Consider the following 20,864-nt stretch of genomic DNA (forward strand, 5'->3'; position numbering starts at 1 on the left):
TCTCATTTATCGATTGACGAGACTAGCCTTTCACATGGAGAGTTATACACTATCCTCACCAATAAGTCAGCGAAAGGCGGAAAGGGGTGCATAGTAGCCATTGTCGCGGGCACTAAGGCAGAAACGGTTATTGAGGTTCTTCGCAAAATCCCTGAATCACTTCGCAAGAAGGTTGCTGAAATCACCCTGGATATGGCTGGCAGCATGACAATGATTGCCAAGCGATGTTTTCCGCGGGCAGTACGCGTCACTGATCGGTTTCATGTGCAAAGACTGGCTGTCGAAGCCTTGCAAGAAATCCGCATCAAACACCGCTGGGAAGCATTAGACCAGGAAAACGATGCCATCGAACAGCATGAACCGGGTGTATACCTGTTTACACGGTTAATGTACTTCGCTTTCATACGGCCTGGCGAAATTCTTAACCTGCAATTCAGCCACATCCATTTGCGCGAGGCATACATTACTGTTCACGGCCTAATTTCGAAGAACGGCAAGACTGCAACCGCTCAGATCATACCGGCATTGGCTAATGAACTGGAAGGCCGCCTAGTGTTCCAAAAACCAGAATACTATTTATTTTCAACCGGGATACAACCGGCAAGTATCCACTTTCGAAGCAGGAACCATTCAGGCGTCATGAAAAGGCTTTGGAGCAATTGGGACTGCTAAATAAGGGTTACACCTTGTATAGCTGGAAACACACGGGAGTCGTGAATGCCTACCGGGCATGCGTCGGTATTAAATAGTTACAAAGTATGTTGCGACACTCTTCAATTCAGATTACAGATATTTATTTGAAGTCGCTACGATTGCGTACTGATCCAAATTTAAAAAATTACCATTGGTAGTAATATATTCGGAGACCTGCGGAGCGTAAAATTAAACGTAGGTGCGTCGGCAGACGTTTTCAATGAAGATTATTTTATAGGGATTAACCGGGGCACAGTCACCTTACTAAGATCTTTGTTTAACAGGATATGCGCAAGTAATAAGATACTAACAGAATTCGGCGAGGCCGATGCCGAGCTGGACACTGTTAAGATAAATAACCCAGTAATTTCGAATACAGACCTTTTGATTCTGCAAACCGATCCAGACGAGCAATTGCCTGCTCCGAGAAGCAAAAGCAGAATTCTACTCGCAAATTTGTTGACTAGTTTCGCGCTCTACCACTTTACCATGCATGAGTATGCACATATCGTACACGGGCGTGTGGACTTCAAAGGGTTGCAAACGGGAGAGGCAGGTATCCAAACGATCCGCCTGGATAGCGGCTATGATCTCCACGACGCGCACCGGCTGTATTTAAACAAAGGTTACGTACTTGCTTGTAATCATTTTGCAAGACAATTATGAACAATGAGTTGATGGCAACTACGGCCAGCGGGATCGCATGGACAATTGTTTATTTTGTCCTCGTTTACAGGGGCATCAAAGACAATTCTTACGGAATGCCACTGGTGCCGCTTGCGCTTAATTTTGCCTGGGAAACTGTTTTCTCTATGATCTATCCGCCCGTTGCAACCGGTCTTGCGGGGGGCGTTATTAACGCGATCTGGATGGTCTGCGATTTAGGGATTATTTATAATGTATTTTAATTCGAGTGCCCGTGGGGCTCAGTCTCATAGCAGAAAACTGGCAGACGTCTTCACCGATTGCTGGAAAGAACTTTACCCCGACAGCACAATCACTTGGTTGAATTAGCGGCTTTCGGCCGGGATTTCAATCTCGACCCTTTCCGCTATGATTCGAGAACATCACTAGAATATTTCGGTATTGATGGTTCTCGGCATTTTCTTCATCCATGTTTTTGTAGCGCAAGATCGGTGAACACGGCTATTTTCGGCTTACTTTCGCAATTCTATTGAAAACGCTAATGAGTAATCTTAATATTCATAGAGCGGGATTGGTCGTTGCGGCTTCGATACCTCTCTTTATTTTACCTGCACGTATATCTGAGGGCCAGCTCAGTGATCCCATTAATCTGGTAGGGTCGGAAACTGTCATTTTTTTGATGTCGTTGACTTGCTGGTACTGCATTAATTTTATCCAGGCACAGGTAGGAGGCTGGAAGGGCTTGTGCCTTTCGGTCTTATGCTGCTGTGTGCTTTCAAATGTCTTTTACTTTACGTTTAATCCGATTTTCAAGGATTTTCCCTTCCGGACGGCAACGAACCCAATAGGAATAAGGATTCTGATGCTATCCAGCCGTGGAGTTTTGATGAGCATTATTCTGGTGCCGGCTGCATACTTTTTAAAAAGGGACAACGAGGCCCGTCGTCAGCGTAAAGAAAATGAGCGGCTGGTCATGGAAAGGATCAAAATCGAAAACCAGGTTCTGGAAGCAGCAGTGGCTGAACGTACAGATGCACTGCATCAGGCGCTTGGTTCCCTGCAGCGCTCACAGGAAGAATTGGAGCATCAATTGTACATCCAGTCGCGGTTGGTGGCATCCATCACGCATGACGTTCGGGGGCCTTTCAATTACCTGGTCGTTGTTTCTGATAAAATCCGGCAGTTGTCGCAGCAAGCGCGTTTTGATGAAATTGGTCCGCATAGCGAGCAGCTGCATAAACAGCTTGAAACGATGTTTGGCTTTGTCAAAAACCTATTGGACTTTGCGAGGTTGCCAGTTCAGCAAAAACTTGGACAGTTTGAAAAGGTTAACCTGGGCGAGTTAATCAGCCAAAAAGCGAAGCTATTTCAAGGACTCATCCAAACCAACAATAATAAGCTAAGTTTGGAAACCGACCCGGCGATCAACGTACTAAGCAACCCGAACTTGCTCGGGATTGTGCTGCATAATTTGATTGATAATGCCAACAAACATACCCGGAGCGGCGAAATCCGCTTAACCACAAAAATAGTGGATGCCCATGTACGCGTGGTTATTGAAAACACAGGTAATGCCGCGTCGGGTGCCGTAATAGAGTGGTTCAATGCTGATGTGAACTCGATTGGGATTGAGCGTCTTGAAGACAGTGGGATTAGCCCTGGGATTGGGCTTATTTTGGTAAAGGAAATTGCGAAGATCCTGAATTTGAAGGTAGAAATGGAAACTTACGGACAAGGGACACGCCTATCAATTCTCTTTTAGCTCGCATACTTTACAGCATGTGTTTCAGAATTGCCTATTTTTGTTAACATGAGGGCCTTTTGTGCAAGTTGAATTTGGCCATCGACGTCCATTTTTCCAAACAGCCGTTTTTTATAGGTACTAATCGTATTGCATTTCAGGTCAAGGATCGTTGCGATCGTTTTGGTAGATTTCCCTTCGATAATCAGGTTCATGATCATTGATTCGCGAGGCGAGAGCTTTTCAATAGGGTTAAAAATTGAATTATCTGACGCCGCTAAAAGCTGCGCTTGTAAACCAACATTCAGGTACTTACTTCCCGAAAGCACGGCATGTACCGCTCTGGTCAACTCATCCAGCGGCGCGCGCTTACAAATAAAACCATTCGCCCCCGACCGCATCAATGGGACTGCATAGAGGTGTTCGGAAACATTGGAATAAATAAGGATGGGGACATCCTTTTGCTTATTTCTGATCGAATCTATTAACCCGGCGCAAAGCCCCCCGCTTCCACTAATATCACTAATGACAAGCTTGAATTTGGCGGGACTCATCAGCTGCAAGGCATCTTCTAATGTCGCAGCTTCATACAAAGTGTGGCCGGGAAAATTTTCATCTAGAAGCGCTCTAAAACCTGTGCGGATAAATGGGAAGCAGTCGATGATGAGGATATTCATACGTGTAGATGTTTAAATTTCTGCTGGATAAAAATTTGACGGCCCGAATCATGGTCAGGCCGTCAAACCGGCATCAATGTTCAACTAATGTGTGCAGGCATTTGTTAGCGTTATGGGATACTAGTGCGTGAAAGCCCGGGCTGCGCCCGGACGCTGTTTCTCATGGTTAGCAGAAGCTGCATTCACAGCCCCTGCTAACTAAACTTTTACTTAACGATCACCAGATTCTGGCTTTTTGATGAGCCGTCGGTAAAGGTTACTGTCAGCACGTAAGCGCCGCTTTGCAGGCCCTTCACGTTGATACTACGTGCCTGGTTACCCGAGTGTACTTTCACCCCGTTTTTATCGAAGATCGAAACGAGTTTCACCAATCCGTGATCGGTGTTGACCGAGATTGCTTCGTGGGCTGGGTTCGGGTATACTACCAGGGACAGTTTGCCATCAAAGGTTGCTGAACGGATACCGCTGTAAGTGAAAGTCAGGTCGTGATCGATCATTTTCAGGCGGTAGTAGTTATCACCATTGGCCGGCTTGGTATCCTTGAAGCTGTACTGGACAGTTGCCGCGCTTTCACCCTGCGCATCCACGGAACCGATCGTCTCCCATTTCTTGCCGTTGAAGCTGCGCTGGATCTCGAAGCGGTCGCTGTTGGTCTCCTCGGTCGTTGCCCATGTAAGCACCGCAGTCTGCTCGACAGCTTTTGCATCGAAGCTGATCAAGGTTACTGGCAGCGGTTTGCCCCAGCTGATCTGGTAGGTTGTCGGTGGCGATTGCACGCCAGCCTGGTCTACGTAAGCATATTGGTAAATAATGCTTGTGTAGTTCGTGCCTGTCAGTTTGATTGTCATCAGCGCTGGATCATAGTTAGGGATCACCTGTCCTGTTTTCACCAATACGCCGTTGTACCACAGCTCGCCATGGTCGGCCAGGGTAGTGATTACCACAGTGCGGTTTTTACCATCGCCGTTGAGAACACCATCTTCCGGGTCAGAACCGGTCATCTGCGCTGGGGAAGAAGTGCCTGGCCCAGTGGATACGTGCGTTCCGTTCAGGGTGATTTCCTGGTCAACAGCAGGCTGGTCGATGACATAGATCTTGGGCTCAGCCAGTGGTGGCTGCTGGATACCAAAGTTTGCATTGGTTACATTCTGGTTGCGGACGATCACTCCGGTAAGGATACCATTTACGGCCGCATCGCTACCAGGACCGGTGCCCAGGTTTTCACCGGTATTCATCCAGCCAGAAGGCAAGCCTGACGTAGTAGAACCCGCCGGGTTCTGGTGCAGTACAATGCTGTAAGTAGCCGGGTTAACCAGACCGAAATCATAACTACCGTTCGAGTTGACGGGGATTGTGTTCAGGATAGCTCCTGTACTGTCAATCAGAGATACATAAAGTGCAGGGATCGCGGCAGTCGCTGTACTGTTCACTGTCACATCAACCAGGGCGTTCGCATCGTGGTACACGTTTCCGCTCAATGCCACTGGAGGCAAGCATTCCAGGGCTGGTTTCACAGTTACCGGAACTGACAATGCCAGCTGGCAGCCGGATTGCGTATCGGTGATCACCACATTGTAAGTCCTGTTTGTCGAAGCCGTCACTGTCGGGCTGGCCACGAACGCATTGGAAAGACCTGTTGCGGGACTCCAAACATACTGGTAGTTGCCGGTCGAAGTCACGCTCAACGGAAGCGGCGTGCTGGTACCTTCGCATACTGCCAATGGCGTGGTGGTGGCTGCAATGGTGTTAGGACTAACCACTACTACTACTTCCTTGAAGTTGCTGCAACCGGTTTGCAGGTTGGTCTGTGTCAAACGGTAAGTCTGCGTGCTGTTGGCAACAATGGTTGTCGAAGTCGCATTCGGGGAGGTAACACCTGTTGTTGGGCTCCATTGCCATCTTGTGTTAGCAGCAGGAGCACCCACCAGGCTTAATGTCGTGTTTCCACCAACGCAAATTGCGGTATTACCAGTGATGTTGAAATTCGCTGGCGTGTTAACCGTTACAACAACCTGATCAGTAGTAGTACAGCCGTTCAGAGTTACACTCACTGTGTAAGTGGTTGTCGTAGTAGGACGAACGGATGGTTGGGCAATGTTTGCCGCTCCAACGATCCCTGCGCCTGTCCATGCGTAAGTAGCGCCTGCGATGGCTGGCGTTCCGATCACAGTCGATTCTCCCGCACAAATAACAGCGTCGCTGCCTGCATTGGCCGACGGGCTCACTTTAACTTCGTCAGTAAAAGTACATCCACCCGGCAGGGTTACAGTCACCGAGTATGTTGTTTCTGTCGTAACGGTTGCCGTCGGGTTGGCCACCGTGGCGCTGCTCAATCCGGCCGAAGGAGACCATGCATAGGTTGCGCCGGCAGGCGCAGCAGGGTTTCCGGTAGAGCCGTAACCGATCGCGATGGGTCCGGCGGGACAAACCGTTTTGTCGATCAACGCCAGGTTTCCAATTGGGTTCACCGTCACAGTCACTTGATCTATCATCGGAGCTGAACATCCTGGATAGCTCACTTGCAAGGTGTAAGTCGTGGAAGCTGTTGGTGTGGCAATAGGGTTGCTGCAATTGGTACAGCTCAGGCCCGCGCCTGTCCAGGAATAAATAGCACCAGGGATTGGCTCTTTGCCTAGCTGGATTTCTTCTCCTTCACAGATCGTCACGCCGCTACCGGTGTATTCGCCCGGTGTCAACTCGTTTTTGAGCGTCACCGAATCAACATCCACACAGCCGGATGCGGGGTCTGAAACCGTTAGAATAAAGGTTTGGCTGCCGGTGGCAGAAAATTCTACCTGCGGTTGTGGCATGGTACCGTTCGTACCGTTGGTCCAGGCTGCACCTGATGGCTCCCAGCTGTAAGTCCAGTTAGTGCCTTCCGGTGCTGGCGAGCCAAGCGTTACAGTTGCACCGTTACAAATCGTCCGGTCGATCCCTGCATTGGCAATTACCTGCGCTACAGTTACATTGACAGTATCGGTGGTGACACAACCAAAGGTTGAATCCTCAATTCTTACAATGTACTGCTGATCAGCCGTGAGCTTGGCGGTAGGGTTGGCAATTGAGTCATTGTCAAGTCCTATGGCCGGAAGCCATTTGTATTTGAGGCCACCGCTGACAAGGCTGCCAATCTGCGTTGGGCTATCGTAGCAGATTGCTTTATCGGTCAAAGTCACCACAGGCTGTGTTGCGCCGGCAGGATTGATTTCGATCGAATCTGAACAAGTGATGGAAGCGTCGTATTTATTGACGATTGTCAATGTGATGGTTGCAGGGCTGCTGCTTAGTACTCTTACTTCTCGCGCGGAGGGATTATCCACCAGATTGGCAGGACTCCAACGGTAATTCCAATCATCTGAAACCGGATAGATAGGGGCAAGACGAAGCTCCTCTCCCGGGAATACTTTCGGGCATCCCTGGGATGATATGGTTTTGATTTCCACATCGCAACCACCGTCGCAAACTTTGATTGTCATGTCGGTGGAACAAGACACACCGTTTAGCGTAACGGTCCGGCGAAAAATAGCGGAGTCACCGATAGCCCCGTTTGTCCTCAGGTAAGCTTCTTCGCCATTGTTACGGGTTTGCAGAATATCCCCGTCCCCACTTACTACGGTCCAGGTGTATACGGCTTGCGGGCAGTTAGGAAAGCCCTCATGATATACCCAGCGAGGCCCGCATTCGGTGTCACCAGAGTCACTTGTCTGGGCATTGATGACTGAAACCTTCACTTCATCCTCAAATGCGCAGCCATTTTTAACCGCTGTCAGAATGTAATTTTCCGCACAGTTTGGCAAGCCGGACGATCCGGCTGTGAATGTTGGTCGTGCGATATTGGTAGCGCTCAAGTAGGCACCATTACCCCAGGTATAGGTATAGGATGCGTCCGTCGCTACACCGAGCTGCACTGTCGAATTGGTACAGATCGTTTGATCGGGGCCTGCGAATGCAAGCACGCCACCTGGCGCTGTCACCGGCGCTACGACCACATTATCAAAGGTAGAGCATGTAGTTCCGTCCTTTTTAGTGGTGGTTACGGTCAAGCGATAGGTAGTCGCAGCGGTAGGATTTGCAATTGGCTGTGCGCAATTGGTACAGCTCAGCGTGGTTGCAGTGGCTCCCGAGGAAAGTGTCCATGCATATTTTACCGAGGGGCTTGCCACCGGGGCTGTACCGATTTGCACCCCGGCAGCACCCTGACAGAATGATGCGTCTGCTCCTGCATTGGCAACTGCCGGTACCACTGTAACCTGGTCTGTATCCACACACCCAGCCCCATCGGTCACTTTCAGTGTATAAGTAGTTGCTTGTGTTACTGCACCTGTGGTGTAATTGGCAGCTGTCGAAACAGGTGTTCCGGAAGTATTGCCTGCATACCAGGCATAGCTGAAACCACCAGCGCCGCCAGTGGCACTACCCGCTAGCGATACGGTATTGTTACCAGGTCCGCAAACATACCATTGCGGGCCGTCGGCATTTGCAGTCGGAGCAACCGCTGTTCCCACATTGACCGTGGCCACCGCCGATGTATCGACTCCCTGAGTATCTCCACAAGTGTTCAATGCAGCTTTCACAATGCGGCGATAATAGAGCGTTTCGCTGGATGCGAGGGGTTGCATATCTTTGAATACTTCACCGGGCATGTCCTCCCAGGGCCCCGACGTAGATGTGGCTTTTTGCCATTGATATGAAAGCGTGGTCGAGAAGCCGCTTGGAAAAGTAACGCCTACTGCATTTCCATTGACAAGGTTGGGGACACCCAGACTACATGCGCTCTGACTTAACGGAGAAAGACTTGTGGCAGAGACTGCAAAGCCTGCTGGCAACCCGCCAGGGCGAAGTTTTACGACAAATGCAGTATTTTGAGCCGTAGTATTGGTCAAGTTGGCGACGCAATCACTCGGATCGAAATCCACGGTCTGGGCAAATGCTCCAGACACATACACAGCGCCGGAGGCGTCGGTATTCACAAACAAGGGGGTTGCCGCACCCGAACCTGTGAATCCCTTTGCCCATAGTACTTCTCCGCTTGCGTCAATTTTACTGGCAAATGTGCTCTGATTACTCGATGATGGCAATGTGAAGCTTCCAATCTGGGAAGTAGCTTGTAAGTATGTTCCCGTGACGTAAACATTGTTGTCGGGCCCAAGGCTAAGCTTAGCAGTCCCGCTACCTATCGCCTTGGTCCACTGTACCGCTCCTGCACTGTTTAGTTTCACAAGGTTTCCGCTGGTATTTAAATTACCAGTTATGTAAACATTGCCTGACGGATCGGCTTCGACGCCCCTGGATGATCCTGGTGTCCCTGTTGCCCAAACTGTATTACCATTTACACCATTCAGCTTAACAACAGCTGCGCCAGCATCGGGAATATTTCCCATGCCGGTCGCGGCACCACCAACGTTTCCAGACGCGTACACATTGCCAGAGGCATCAACATCAATCCCATTAATATTGTCATTGTTAGGACCACCCAGGGTCTTTACCCATTGAAATGTACCTGCGGAGTTGAGTTTGGCTACAAATCCATCTGTTCCTCCCGCAGAAGCCACATTAGGTAAACCTGGGAATGAAGATGAGGGTGAACTTAGATACCCGGCTACGTACACATTTCCACTGGCATCTACATCCACATCATGGCTATATTCTGTCCCCGTACCACCCATGCGTTGTGCCCAAACATAATCCCCGTTGGCATTTAGTTTTAAAATGTATGGATCTCCGCCTCCCGCCGAAGTTAGATTTGCGGTAACGGTAGGGCTAGGGTTGAAGTCTACTGTATTGAAAAAATAGCCTACTGAATAGACGTTACCGGCTCCGTCCGCATGAAGTCCATACGATGTAATACCAGGCGAAAATGTCTTTTGCCATATCAAGTTTCCTGAGGGGGACAACTTCACGATAAACGCACCATTTCCGTTTAAGGACTGCTGGATCGAAGTGCCGGCACCAGGATCAAGATCAATCGTGCCATCCCAATAACCGCTGATATACACATTGCCGGCGCCGTCAGTGGCAACACCATATCCAAGGCTTCTGATAGCTCCATTACTGTTTGCTCCGGGAGCGGTTGATTGAAAAGCTTTCGCCCAATCCAGCACTACGTCCTGCGATTGCGCAGTAAATGCTACTAGCAGCATACAAGCCGATAGTAGAAACTTTAATAGTCGAATTCTTCTCATAGCATAAGCATGTTAGGTGATACATGAGAGCGGTGGACTGATACCCACCGCCCGAGCTGGTTACTTCTGTTTTGCATACATTAATTGTTTAATTGACATTGATTTTAATTAACAGGCGGGTGCTATTTTCTTCGAAAGGGATGAAGCGGTCGTGCATGCATAGCGTGAATTATCGGCAATAATTTCCCGTTCGCATATCTATATACGCGAGAGCTTGATGTGTATGACGTAGGAGGCTGTTAGACGAGTCGTCTGGCTTACCTAAGATTTATAATCAGGAGCCGGTTGCAACGATGCAAGTGAGAAATATGAGGATGTAGCGCTGTTCCATATGAGTTGTTTAAATACTAACGCATCTGTTCGGTCGAACTATTACGACTGACACAAAGGTAAAAAGCCTTTTTAGAACAATTACTGGCTACTGTTCGAGGTTTTGACTAGAAATGTTAACGCTTTTTACCCACTTAAAAACCGAAACATTTCGATTGTAACCGGACGTAGCAATGACTAATTTTGAGTTTTTTATTTCTTACGAATACCCATTAATGGAAAGGCAGAAAAAGTTACTAATCGTTGAAGATCATGAAATTATAGTTTGGGCTTTGCGGACATTGATCGAAGACTCATTCCCTCAGATTTCGGTATTTACCGCACCAACCTTCGAGGCAGGACTTGCGATACTGGATAAGCAGCGAATTAGTTTTGTGGTTCTTGACATCGATGTACCAGGAGGAAACAGTCCGAAAATGATTGAACAGATTCGCGCTATCAGGCCAAGTGCCAGGATATTGATTCACACCGCCATGCCGGAGGAAGATTATGCGCTACGATATCTTTCTGCCGGTGCCGACGGGTTTATTTCAAAAAGTGCCCCGCTAGGTGCGCTCCCTTCGGCTTTGCAAATGACATTGGAAGGTAGAAAATATGTGAGTGAAGCGACCAAGCAGGTCCTCGCAGAGAGTTTTCTGAATGATTTTGATAAGAAAAGGTATGATCCGGAGCTGCTGTTTTCCAAACGTGAACGCCAGATCGCGAAATTGCTGTTGAAAGGTAAGTGGACTAAGGAGATCTCCGATGAGCTAGGGATCCGGTTAAGCACGGTAAGCACCCACAAACTAGCTATTTTTGACAAAATGCAGGTAGGAAATGTAGTTGACCTGTACAGGAAGGTACAAAAAGAGATGCCAGAATTTTTGAGAGGGGTCTAGGCCATTTCATTCGTTTCAAACCGTATTTCTGAATGATAGTGTAATGCGCGCACCGTGTTCATTGGAAGCGCTCAGTTTTATATGCAATATCCTGGCGAGATCTTTGATGATGACCATTCCCAAGCCATTGAATTCGGTTTTCTGACGGATAATCTCATCGCCAAGGCCCGAATCGTCTTCATTGATCCAATTTAAGATGTCGTCCGGTAGGCCTTGGCCATCATCCTGTACGGATATCTGCATACCTGCCGGCGATTTTTCCGCAAAAACGAGAATGATCCCATCTGACGTATATTTATTAGCGTTATCAATTAGATTATGGAGAATTACTTTCAGAAGATCGATGTCCGAGTAGACGGTGAAATCTTCCGGCACTTGCTCAAGAATGCGGTTGCCACGCTGTTTTAGATAGGGCAAAAACAAATCAATTTTCTCTTTTACCAAGGGAAGAACAGGAGTTGCGTCCATGTCAAAGTTTTGGTAAACCAGCGATTTGGCATATTGCAGGTGGTTATCTAGTAGCTTGGATATTCGCTCGGTAGAGGTGCCCAGATCCCTGCTTATCTCGATGATTTTATCCGTGTTTTTTGCATTCGCCAATCGTTCGATGGTAGAAACGAGCATTCCCAGGTAGTGAAGGGGGTTACGAATGTCATGACTGATCGAGGCGATCAATCTGGTTTGAATGATAGCCTGACGGCTCATTTTTTCCTGCGAGCGTTGCAAGGCGACCAATGCGCCTTTTAAATTAGATGTTCTCAAATTTACCTTTCGCTCTAATACCACGTTCTCCCTTCGAAGGAATGCACTTCTCATTTTACCATAAGAACCGCCCACTCCGATTCCCATAAGTGCGCATCCCAAATAAAACCAGGTCGTTTCATGCCATTTTGGAGGAACGTTAACAACTATTTTTCTAACCATGAAATTATTGCTATCGTATCCATTAACCTTTTTAACATGTAGTGTATGGCTTCCCGAACGCAGCTCGGAGAATGTGATCGTCGGATTTTCCGGATTGATACTGATCCAGGCGGAATCCAATGGGTTTTCACCCGGACGTGTCAGCGCATACGACATATTTAGGTTAATAGCATCGCCAAAGTATGGCGTGTTTATGGCGATGGTGACCTGCTGTGGCTCGTTGGGAAGATTGACTGTATCTGCATTGACCGTAACATTTTTGTTGAATACTTTCACTTCATCCAGAAACAGACCCTTATCGGGGACTTCGGCTTTAACTGACTCTGGTTTAAACCACACCAAGCCATCCATGGAGGGCATCGATACCGTTTTGTCAGAAAGCGTAACTGCGCAGGGGACGCAACCGCCGTTAAATTCATTGCTTCCAAAGCCATCACGTTTGTTGTAATGCAAATAATAGGGGTTAATTCTACCGCTTTTACGGGCATATGCAATCAGGTCTGCTTTGGAAGCCTGTACAAGCCCTGTGTTGGTTGTTATCCACATGAACCCAGCCCGGTCTTCAATGAAGCAATGTGCAAATTGCAAGCTCTTTTTGGCATCGATCGGAAAGTTTGTTAACCGCCCATTGTGATACAAAAAGATGCCGTCGCCATAGGTTGAAATAAATAGGTATTGCTCCTTCTCATCCGGAGAATCATGAAGACCCCGGATTGTCAACTGCTCAGTGCCTGGCATAATCTTATAGCTTCGGGAGTACGCGTCTGCTATGTACAGGCCGCGATCCGTACCTATATAAACCTGGCGACCACGGCTCAGAATATTTGTGATTTTTGCAAATCCCTTGTTTAGAAACAGGCGGGGATATGCGCTTGTTTCATACACATTCTTGTACCACACTCCCTTTTCGCGAGTGCCCATCCATAAAGTCCCATCTGGACCGAGCCGCATCGTGGTGATCAGATTCGATATATTCCACGATCCGATGACGGTTTTACCCGTTTGGTCATAACAGATTACGTAGCTCCCGGAACTGGTCCAAAAACGCCCCAACGAATCTATTGCCATCGAAATTTGGTTCAGATTCTGTTTTTTTTTGTTAAGCCATTCATTCCTGGAGGAGGCAGCCAAGAGTGTATCCGAAGATAATTTTAATATACGCTCACCGGTGACAAGTGCAAGTCCACCGCTGGTCGCAACTTGGGCATATGTGATATTTTCTTGGTTTCCCGATTTGATGCGGACCGGGGCAAATTTTTTAGGAGACAAAACGAAAAGCCCCTTTGATAAGCTCCCAAAAAAAAGGCGGCCAGTAGAAGTGACTTGAAGAACGTTTATAATTTGTTGTCCTTCAAAATCAAAGTCATCCAGTAAAAGCCTGGTTTTTAAATTGCCATTGGTATCCGGGATGAGTGAATAAAGGCTTTTGTCCAGGACAATAAATGACTGGTCCGAGAGGTGATTAGAATAGATTTTAAAGTTCTTGATGCCCGACCTAAACCGCTTGTTTTGCAAAAGGTCGCCCAGAAGCTTGCATGGTTTGGCCCCAGCTGTCGTCAGGCGTAAGAAAGTGCCGTTTGACGGGCAATGGTAAAGCTCATCATTCAATGAAAACATTTCTTTAAGCTCATATTTCGGATATATGATCAGCTTTTTGAACTTCCCCTTCTCATAGAAGCAAACCTGGTTTGCCTGCATGACAAACGACACCGCATTGGTTTTCCGGGAGATAACAATGTATTGACGTGCCCAATGAAAGCCGGAAAATGGTAAACCTGCATAAATAATGTCGGTTGCAGATTGGAAGTTGGCTGTTTTGATGAGCGAGCTCATGTAGGGGGCGCCAAATATATCGGTCAGGGGTAGTACTGCGTCAGATCGTGCCCGGCCATTCTCAATGAGTAGACTTTCCAATTCGTCAGTGACCGCATAGAAGCCTCCCCGTTTTCCATTCGGCGCGGGCTGCATAAATGAAAATCGCGAAGAATGGACTATGGTATTTGATTTGTCGTACGCTTTAAATGTCCGGCCATCAAACCGGACTAATCCACTTTCTGTGGTAAACCATACAAAACCGTTAGGGTCTTCCAGGATCGCCTTAATTGAGTTTTGCGGCAGGCCATTTTCATCATTGTAATGTGCTATCGAGTAGTTCCCTGCAATAGTTGGTAAATATAGGGCGCCAAGAAATATTGAAAGCCAAAAGATAAGTAACCGTTTTCCCATTCTCTGTTTATTCTCATCCACCAAGCTATAAAGCTCCAATTCTCAAATTTGCGAAGGTAGAAAAAATTCGACGAATATGAGTGATGTTTATTGCTTGATAGAATACCATTTATCGATCTGGCCTCGTGTCTCCGAAGCTAAATAAGGCTACGATGTAGGGTTTGCAAGAAGCGCACAGAGGGGTCCAAATGCCGCATCAGTTTTTCAATGGTTATAAGAAGCTCGAAGTAGAATGAAATCGAGAATACATCACAAGAGCTATCAAAGAAATGGCATTACAAAACGCGAGGATTGATTTTTAAACATAAGCTCCCATAACAGATAAAACGACCCAGAAAGCCTAAATCTGGCACAATTCACTGCCAAAAGTGCTTGTACCAGAAATTGAGAAAATCCAACAGCAGAATAACAAACAGCCCACTTTAAAGATAGTTTTATTGAACTTTTTGAATATTCTTCTCGATGTTATCATCAAATTATGCACTAGAAAAAGTTCGATTTTTAATAAGTAAAATCCCGTTAACATTTCTAGCTATTTCTCGAACAATAGCTAGTAAATTTTCCAGGCCACGCAAATATCTTTGTTCGAAATAATTCGCATCTAATTTATGACTAAGTAAATCTTTCATCCGTATTATCAAATCTCTACTGCCTACCATTCACAAGCAGCAAATGCAGCCGGTGCAAGAGTCGGCCTTCTTTCGCGCGCTTAAACTTTACTAAACTTTGTAATTATGAAAAACGAACTACTTACACCGTTCATCAAAGCTGTGTCGATTGGCCTGGTGGTGATGACGGGATGGAACCAGGTTCACGGGCAGGCAACTATCGTGGTCGCGGCAAAATCACAATCGGAGACAGGACAAACATTTGGATTCACTTCGAATCTTCCGGGCGCTGCGACGTTCAGTCTCACTGACAATGAGGCTTTTATAGGTGCGCAGGATGTAGCAGTTGGGCAAAACAACCGGGTCTGGGTAACGGCAAAAACAACCAATGGAAACGGCTTAGGCGCTGTATATTTCCGGTCGGCTGGAAGCACCACGTGGACGCAGGTGCCTACCGCCAGTGCCAGCAGGCTGGATGTTGACCGCAATGGGCTGGCCTACATGATTGGCGGAGGGGGTGGCTTAAAGCAGCTCTACTCTTCGAACGGTTCATCACCTACCCTACTGGGGGGCACAATGATTGAAGATGTAGGTGCTTCTGCCGGTAATTTACAGCCATTGTATGTGATTGCGGGAACCGAGCAGGCAGTATATCGTTTTAATTTGAATAACGGCAATTTAACTCAGATCAGCAATCTCAGGGGCACTCGTCTGGATGTCGCCCCGGATGGCACTCTTTGGATTGTCGGCCTGAACGGCAATGGTATTTACCACGTTACGGTAACCGGCGACACCTATTCTGAAGCAGATTTCTACCCTGGCCCCTACAAAGACATCACTGTTTCGGCAGACGGCAGCGTTTGGGCGGCAGGCACGCTTAATACATTCAAATTCGATGGCACCACGTTTGTGCTCGACCAAAACAGCGGTGGTTTTGGAACAGGACTTTATGGAGGCCATGGAGGGATTTCTGCCGGGTCTGACGGCGACACGCCGTTTGTAACCTATTATTCTACGTTAGGTCCAACACAAAGTTCCCAAGCTGGCCGACTGTTGCAGCGCGTCGAAGACGGAACCTGGCTTGATGACCACACTGTAAACACGACTAACGGCAATACGGTCCTATACAATGTCGCTCCGGGCACCTATACCATTACCCAGAATTCGCCTGCGAGTCCATGGGAATTAACCAACATCACGACTTCGTCCAGTGCCATCAGCACCAACCTGGCAGCGCGTTCGGCAGTTATTACTGTTGCAGCAAATCAAACTGCGCTCGTGGAATTTAACAATTCCCATATTATCAGCGAGGTAATTTCTAACGTGTGCGGAGAGAATTATACGGAGGATTTTGGCTCAGCAGGTACCACCCAGCCACGATTTGGCGGCCCGTTGGAAAATGGCTGGACATCCTATCATTACGACGGAGCAGGAAATAGCGCTGCCGTGGGTGCAGGATGGTATTCCATTGTGAATAACAACACGAACCTTTTCTTTAACGGCAACTATGAGGACCACACCCCAGGTGATGTGGGTGGATATTATATGTTCATTAACGGTGGCTTTTCAAAAGACGAACTTTTCAGACGTCGCTTTTCAGGATTGGTGCCGGGAGCTACTTACTTTCTCTCAATATGGGTAAGAGGAAATAACTCCGATGCCCAAATCCTTCCTAATCTATTGCTCGAAGCCCGTACTACCGGCGGGGCTGAATTGGGTGTGACGTCAACAGGTGATATCCGGCTTATCAACGGCCAGTTGGCCTGGCAGGAGTTTAAATTGCAGTTTCAGGCCGATCAATCCGGTATTGCCGATTTTATCATCAGAAACAATCAGCAAGTACCTGGTGTTATTGGAAACGACTTCTCTATTGACGACATCACGCTGGGCACAGGCTGTGACTACGGTGATGCGCCCGAATCATATCAGACCAGCATGGCATCTAACGGCCCGTCTCATAAGGTAACCGATTTTCTTAAATTGGGCGCTCTGTCCGACGCGGATGTGGACGGAATGCCTTCTGCCGACTCGAAAGGCGATGACATCAGCGGGCTTGCCGACGAGGACGGCATCGCCAGCTTCCCGGCTATTCTGGGCGGTTCCAGCAGGGCTATCACCAATTATTCCGTTCAGGTTGCGCTTACCAACGTAATTGGTACGACGGCCAACCTTTGCGGTTGGATCGACTGGAACGGAAATGGCATTTTTGATACGAGCGAAGGTGTCTGCACTACCGTGCCGGACGGAGCCACTTCTGCTGTGCTAACCTGGCCGACGGCGACGCTCGAAGGGGAGACCGGTCGCGCCGGTACACATGCCCGCTTCCGCACTACGACCGATGTGCTGACAGTCAGCACGGCAGGTAGCTCTGCCAAAGATGGCGAAGTGGAAGACTATTTTATACCCTTTGCATCACCGCTTCCCGTAACACTATCGACGTTCACCGTTGAGAAACAAGAGCAGGCATCGGTATTGAAGTGGTCAACGACCTCGGAAACCAACAGCAACCGCTTTGAAATCGAACGTAGTGCAGACGGAAAAATCTGGGCGAAAATCGGATCGGTAGATTCGCATCGCGAAAGCAGCGTTGCCAGAGAATATATTTTCACCGACAGCGCCCCCATACATGCAGAAAACCTGTATCGTCTGAAAATGGTGGACAACGACGATACCTATTCATATAGTCGCATTAGGAGCATCATTTTCGGATCGGGCACGGCTGCAATAGCCTTTCCAAACCCTGCTACTGAGAGGATCAGGATCGCAAACGTTGAGAAGGTCAAGCAAGTCACAGTTGTGAATGCAGCTGGCGTTAAAGTGTTGCAATCAGAAAAAATCTCCGCAGAAGGCATCGACGTACAGAAACTGGCTGCGGGAACCTACATATTAAACATCGTCCTGCTGGACGGAACACAGCACACACACAAAATCGTGATTGCTAAATAAACCGCTGATATTGTGAAAAAAGCCCTTTGGATCTTCCAAGGGCTTTTTTGTGCCGTTACGTTCCAATCGCAGGCCATAGTCAGTAGGGCCGCAGCCTACGGTTACAAGTTTGAATATCGCCCTGCAAAATGAGTTTTGGGTCATTTTCCTATCTCTTCACCAGATTTGTCCTTTTTGTTATAAAGTACCTAGGCAGCATGTGCTTTTGACATTGCCGCCTTGCGCAGTCCTTTGGGCTTCCCTCCCATCCTACTCCTGACACGGGCAGCTGAGAGCTCGGCCTTGTTTGTACCGGATCAGGTCACGCTCGAACTCATAACAAACGAGACGGCCCTTGTATCGGCAAAATCGTACAATTGCTTTTGAATGGAGTGTCACCTTCGTATCCATTGCCGCTCTCCCCTGGCGAAGGTCGCGGCACGCTGCGTCAGTTTCCCTGGCGGCGATAGTGTTCCTGATGTATTGCGAAAATGGCCATCATTTGTCCGAAACCGGACAGCGCAACGGTAATGAATGATCTTTGAAGTCGATTCTGGCCCTGTTAACGATGCTGGTATGAAACTTGCAACGCTCTTGATGGCTATTTACAGGTGCCCGTTCAAGCCAAAATTCCTATTAGTCACAATGATTAGAAGCTTCTTACTCACTGCGCTAAGAAATCTTAAAAAGAACCGGCTATATGCCGCCATTAACATTGGGGGACTGGCCATTGGAATAGCTTGTTGCTTGGTCATTTTTGTTATTGTCAGCTATGAAACTTCCTTCGACGATTATCACAGCAAGGCAAGCCGGATCTACCGGGTGAACTTAAACCAACAGACCGGGGTAGGGCAACAATTTAATGGGTGTAACTACTCTCCACTTACTGATGCGATTCGAAGCGAGGTGACCGGATTGGAACAGGTAACCGGCGTTTATTGCTTGCAGCGCTACCAGTTCTCGAAAGACAATAATCTCTTTGAAGACCAATATGCATTTTTTGCTGATCCTCATTACTTTGATGTGTTTGATGGAACCTGGTTATCGGGTGACAAGGCCACGGCATTAACCTTGCCCAATTCCGTCGTCGTCACGGATTCCTTTGCCAGAAAATTTCTTGGTGGAAGCAACAAGGCTTTGGGCACTACATTCGTACTCGAAAACAAGTTGACACTTACGGTTAACGGAATTGTTGCAACCCCGCCCACGAATACCGATCATCGTTACAGCATCTTGATCTCGTATTCGTCATTAGGCAATTTTATGCCTGATATCGTCGACAATTGGGAGAAAGTAGGGGCTGGCGCTACCTATGTGGTCTTTAACAGAGATACGCGCAAGGATCGCATTGATGCCCAACTTAACCAGCTCATTCAAAAACATCTCTCGAAAGATATCGCCGATAAGACTGCTTTCTATTTAATGGCGCTGAATGATAATCATGACCGCAACTACGATTATACCAGTTTTACCTACGATTTTCCTGTGCCGGTAATGATCATATTATCCATTATTGCTGGTTTAGTTGCATTTATTGCCTGTATCAATTTTGTCAATTTAGCCACCGCTCAGTCACTGAAACGAGCGAAGGAAGTTGGCGTCCGGAAAACAATGGGCAGCAGTCGTTTTCAACTCGTCGTACAATATCTAAGTGAAGCCTTTGTAATAACAGGGCTAGCAGCCGTCACCGGAATGATATTGTCAAAATTTGGTATTGATGCATTAAACAGGATTTACGGTAAAAATTACCTTCGGTTTGAAGTACTGGTTGAACCACTTTCCCTTCTGCTTATTGCAGGATTTTTATTAGTAATCACACTACTAGCTGGCTTTTACCCAGCTTTCGTATTGTCTGGCTACAAACCAGTTCTGGCTTTAAAATCTCAAAATTATAAGAATTCATCGAACGGACTTTCGATTCGCCGCACACTCGTCATTTCGCAATTTATCGGAGCTCAGATATTGATAATCGTGACAATGATCATGACCAACCAAGTTAACGCTTTTAAGGAGCGTCCCATGGATTACGATCCCAAATCGATTGTCTTAATTCCTGCATTGCACGGCAACGATACCGGGCAATATGAAAAGTTGCGGCATGAGCTTCAAAACGTTCCCGGCATTCTTAATTATAGTTTTGGCAATGTTGGAAACGAAATGGGTGAATTCTTTACCAGAGAACAACAGAAGCAATCAGGGATCATTAGCTATGCGGATACCGCTTACATCCACACCTTCCGGATGCGGTTGCTGGCTGGAAAGAACCTCTCGTACTCAACTGGCGGTCCTAACCAGCAAGTTTTAGTCAACGAGTCACTGGTCAAATCTTTGGGCCTAGCTAGTCCGGCAGCAGCAATCGGGATGACTTATACTCTGAAAGGGCAACTGGTGACTATTGTTGGTGTAGTAAAAGACTCGTTTACGCAACCAATGAGTAATAGGGTTGATCCAATCACGATCTTAAATATTCCGGAAAAATTTAGCAGCCTGGCTCTGTCGATCTCTAAAAAGGATGTTTCAAAAACCTTAGGTGGAATCGAAAAAGCCTGGAAAAACGCTTACCCCACTTATCTTTGTAAGTATCAATTTATGGATGATTCCATAAATCAGTCGTATGGTGAGTACAACATGATCTTCTCAATATTACGTCTGGCATCTTTTCTGGCTATCTTCATTGGGTGCTTGGGCCTGTATGGCTTAGTCTCGTTTATGGCTATCCAGCGAACAAAAGAAATCGGGATTCGGAAAGTATTCGGTGCTACGGTGACGAGTGTGGTGATGATCTTTACCAAGGAGTCCGTAATCTTAATCGTCATTGCTTTTCTAATTGCGGCGCCCCTCGCCCACTTTTTAGGGATCGCCATGCTGATGGAGTTACCCGAACGCGTGACGCCCGGGATTGGCATCTTTATAACTGGTTTATTGGTATCGCTGCTCGTATGCATGCTGACGGTAGGTTATCGCTCGTACCAGGCTGCAATTCAAAATCCGGTTGAAAGTCTGAGGATTGAAGATTGAATTGCAACTGAGCACTT

The 20,864-nt window shown here is 47.5% G+C and carries 10 protein-coding genes and 1 pseudogene; 7 read left to right on the forward strand and 4 right to left on the reverse strand.

The window, feature by feature from the left end:
* From BLQ88_RS37245 to BLQ88_RS20265, 4 genes are all read left to right on the forward strand, one after another.
* Positions 1-672: transposase (locus BLQ88_RS37245; protein WP_229212771.1), on the forward strand; the 672-nt coding region annotated here is incomplete at its 5' end.
* 510 nt (positions 673-1,182) lie between these two features.
* The gene (locus BLQ88_RS36775) at positions 1,183-1,359 is read left to right on the forward strand and encodes a hypothetical protein (RefSeq protein WP_176885042.1); all 177 of its coding nucleotides are present in this window, start codon (positions 1,183-1,185) and stop codon (positions 1,357-1,359) included.
* Positions 1,356-1,601 carry a transmembrane-type terpene cyclase gene (locus tag BLQ88_RS20260; RefSeq protein ID WP_090153863.1) on the forward strand — a complete coding sequence of 82 codons (246 nt, stop codon included), beginning with the start codon at positions 1,356-1,358 and terminating at the stop codon, positions 1,599-1,601. The genes BLQ88_RS36775 and BLQ88_RS20260 overlap by 4 nt, the downstream gene beginning before the upstream one ends.
* A 278-nt stretch (positions 1,602-1,879) precedes the next feature.
* Positions 1,880-3,100 (forward strand): sensor histidine kinase, encoded by a 1,221-nt coding sequence (locus BLQ88_RS20265; RefSeq protein WP_090153865.1) that lies wholly within the window; start codon positions 1,880-1,882, stop codon positions 3,098-3,100.
* Here the strand turns inward: BLQ88_RS20265 and BLQ88_RS20270 are convergent.
* Together BLQ88_RS20270 and BLQ88_RS20275 are read right to left on the reverse strand one after the other, a co-directional pair.
* On the reverse strand, positions 3,097-3,756 hold the full coding sequence (locus tag BLQ88_RS20270) for a response regulator transcription factor (protein ID WP_090153867.1): 660 nt from the start codon (positions 3,754-3,756) through the stop codon (positions 3,097-3,099). The genes BLQ88_RS20265 and BLQ88_RS20270 overlap by 4 nt on opposite strands.
* 206 nt (positions 3,757-3,962) lie before the next feature.
* The gene (locus BLQ88_RS20275) at positions 3,963-9,938 is read right to left on the reverse strand and encodes an Ig-like domain-containing protein (protein WP_090153868.1); all 5,976 of its coding nucleotides are present in this window, start codon (positions 9,936-9,938) and stop codon (positions 3,963-3,965) included.
* Between the two features lie 503 nt (positions 9,939-10,441).
* On the opposite strand from BLQ88_RS20275, the gene BLQ88_RS20280 reads away from it, so the two are divergent.
* Positions 10,442-11,146 (forward strand): response regulator, encoded by a 705-nt coding sequence (locus BLQ88_RS20280; protein ID WP_090153870.1) that lies wholly within the window; start codon positions 10,442-10,444, stop codon positions 11,144-11,146.
* A gap of 15 nt (positions 11,147-11,161) precedes the next feature.
* Here BLQ88_RS20280 and BLQ88_RS37570 read toward each other — a convergent pair whose 3' ends face one another.
* Positions 11,162-13,138, reverse strand: a complete 1,977-nt coding sequence (locus BLQ88_RS37570; RefSeq protein ID WP_374754766.1) for a sensor histidine kinase — start codon at positions 13,136-13,138, stop codon at positions 11,162-11,164.
* 990 nt (positions 13,139-14,128) lie between these two features.
* A pseudogene (locus BLQ88_RS37575) lies at positions 14,129-14,296 on the reverse strand (two-component regulator propeller domain-containing protein); the annotation flags it as partial.
* Between the two features lie 734 nt (positions 14,297-15,030).
* Here BLQ88_RS37575 and BLQ88_RS20290 point away from each other — a divergent pair.
* Positions 15,031-17,850, forward strand: coding sequence for a GEVED domain-containing protein (locus BLQ88_RS20290; RefSeq protein WP_090153874.1), 2,820 nt, complete (start codon positions 15,031-15,033; stop codon positions 17,848-17,850).
* 513 nt (positions 17,851-18,363) lie between these two features.
* A complete protein-coding gene (locus tag BLQ88_RS20295) occupies positions 18,364-20,847 on the forward strand; it encodes an ABC transporter permease (RefSeq protein WP_090153876.1) in 2,484 nt (827 codons plus the stop codon).
* Positions 20,848-20,864 lie beyond the last annotated feature (17 nt).

This window comes from Dyadobacter soli (genome assembly GCF_900101885.1).
Taxonomy (GTDB): Bacteria; Bacteroidota; Bacteroidia; order Cytophagales; family Spirosomataceae; genus Dyadobacter; species Dyadobacter soli.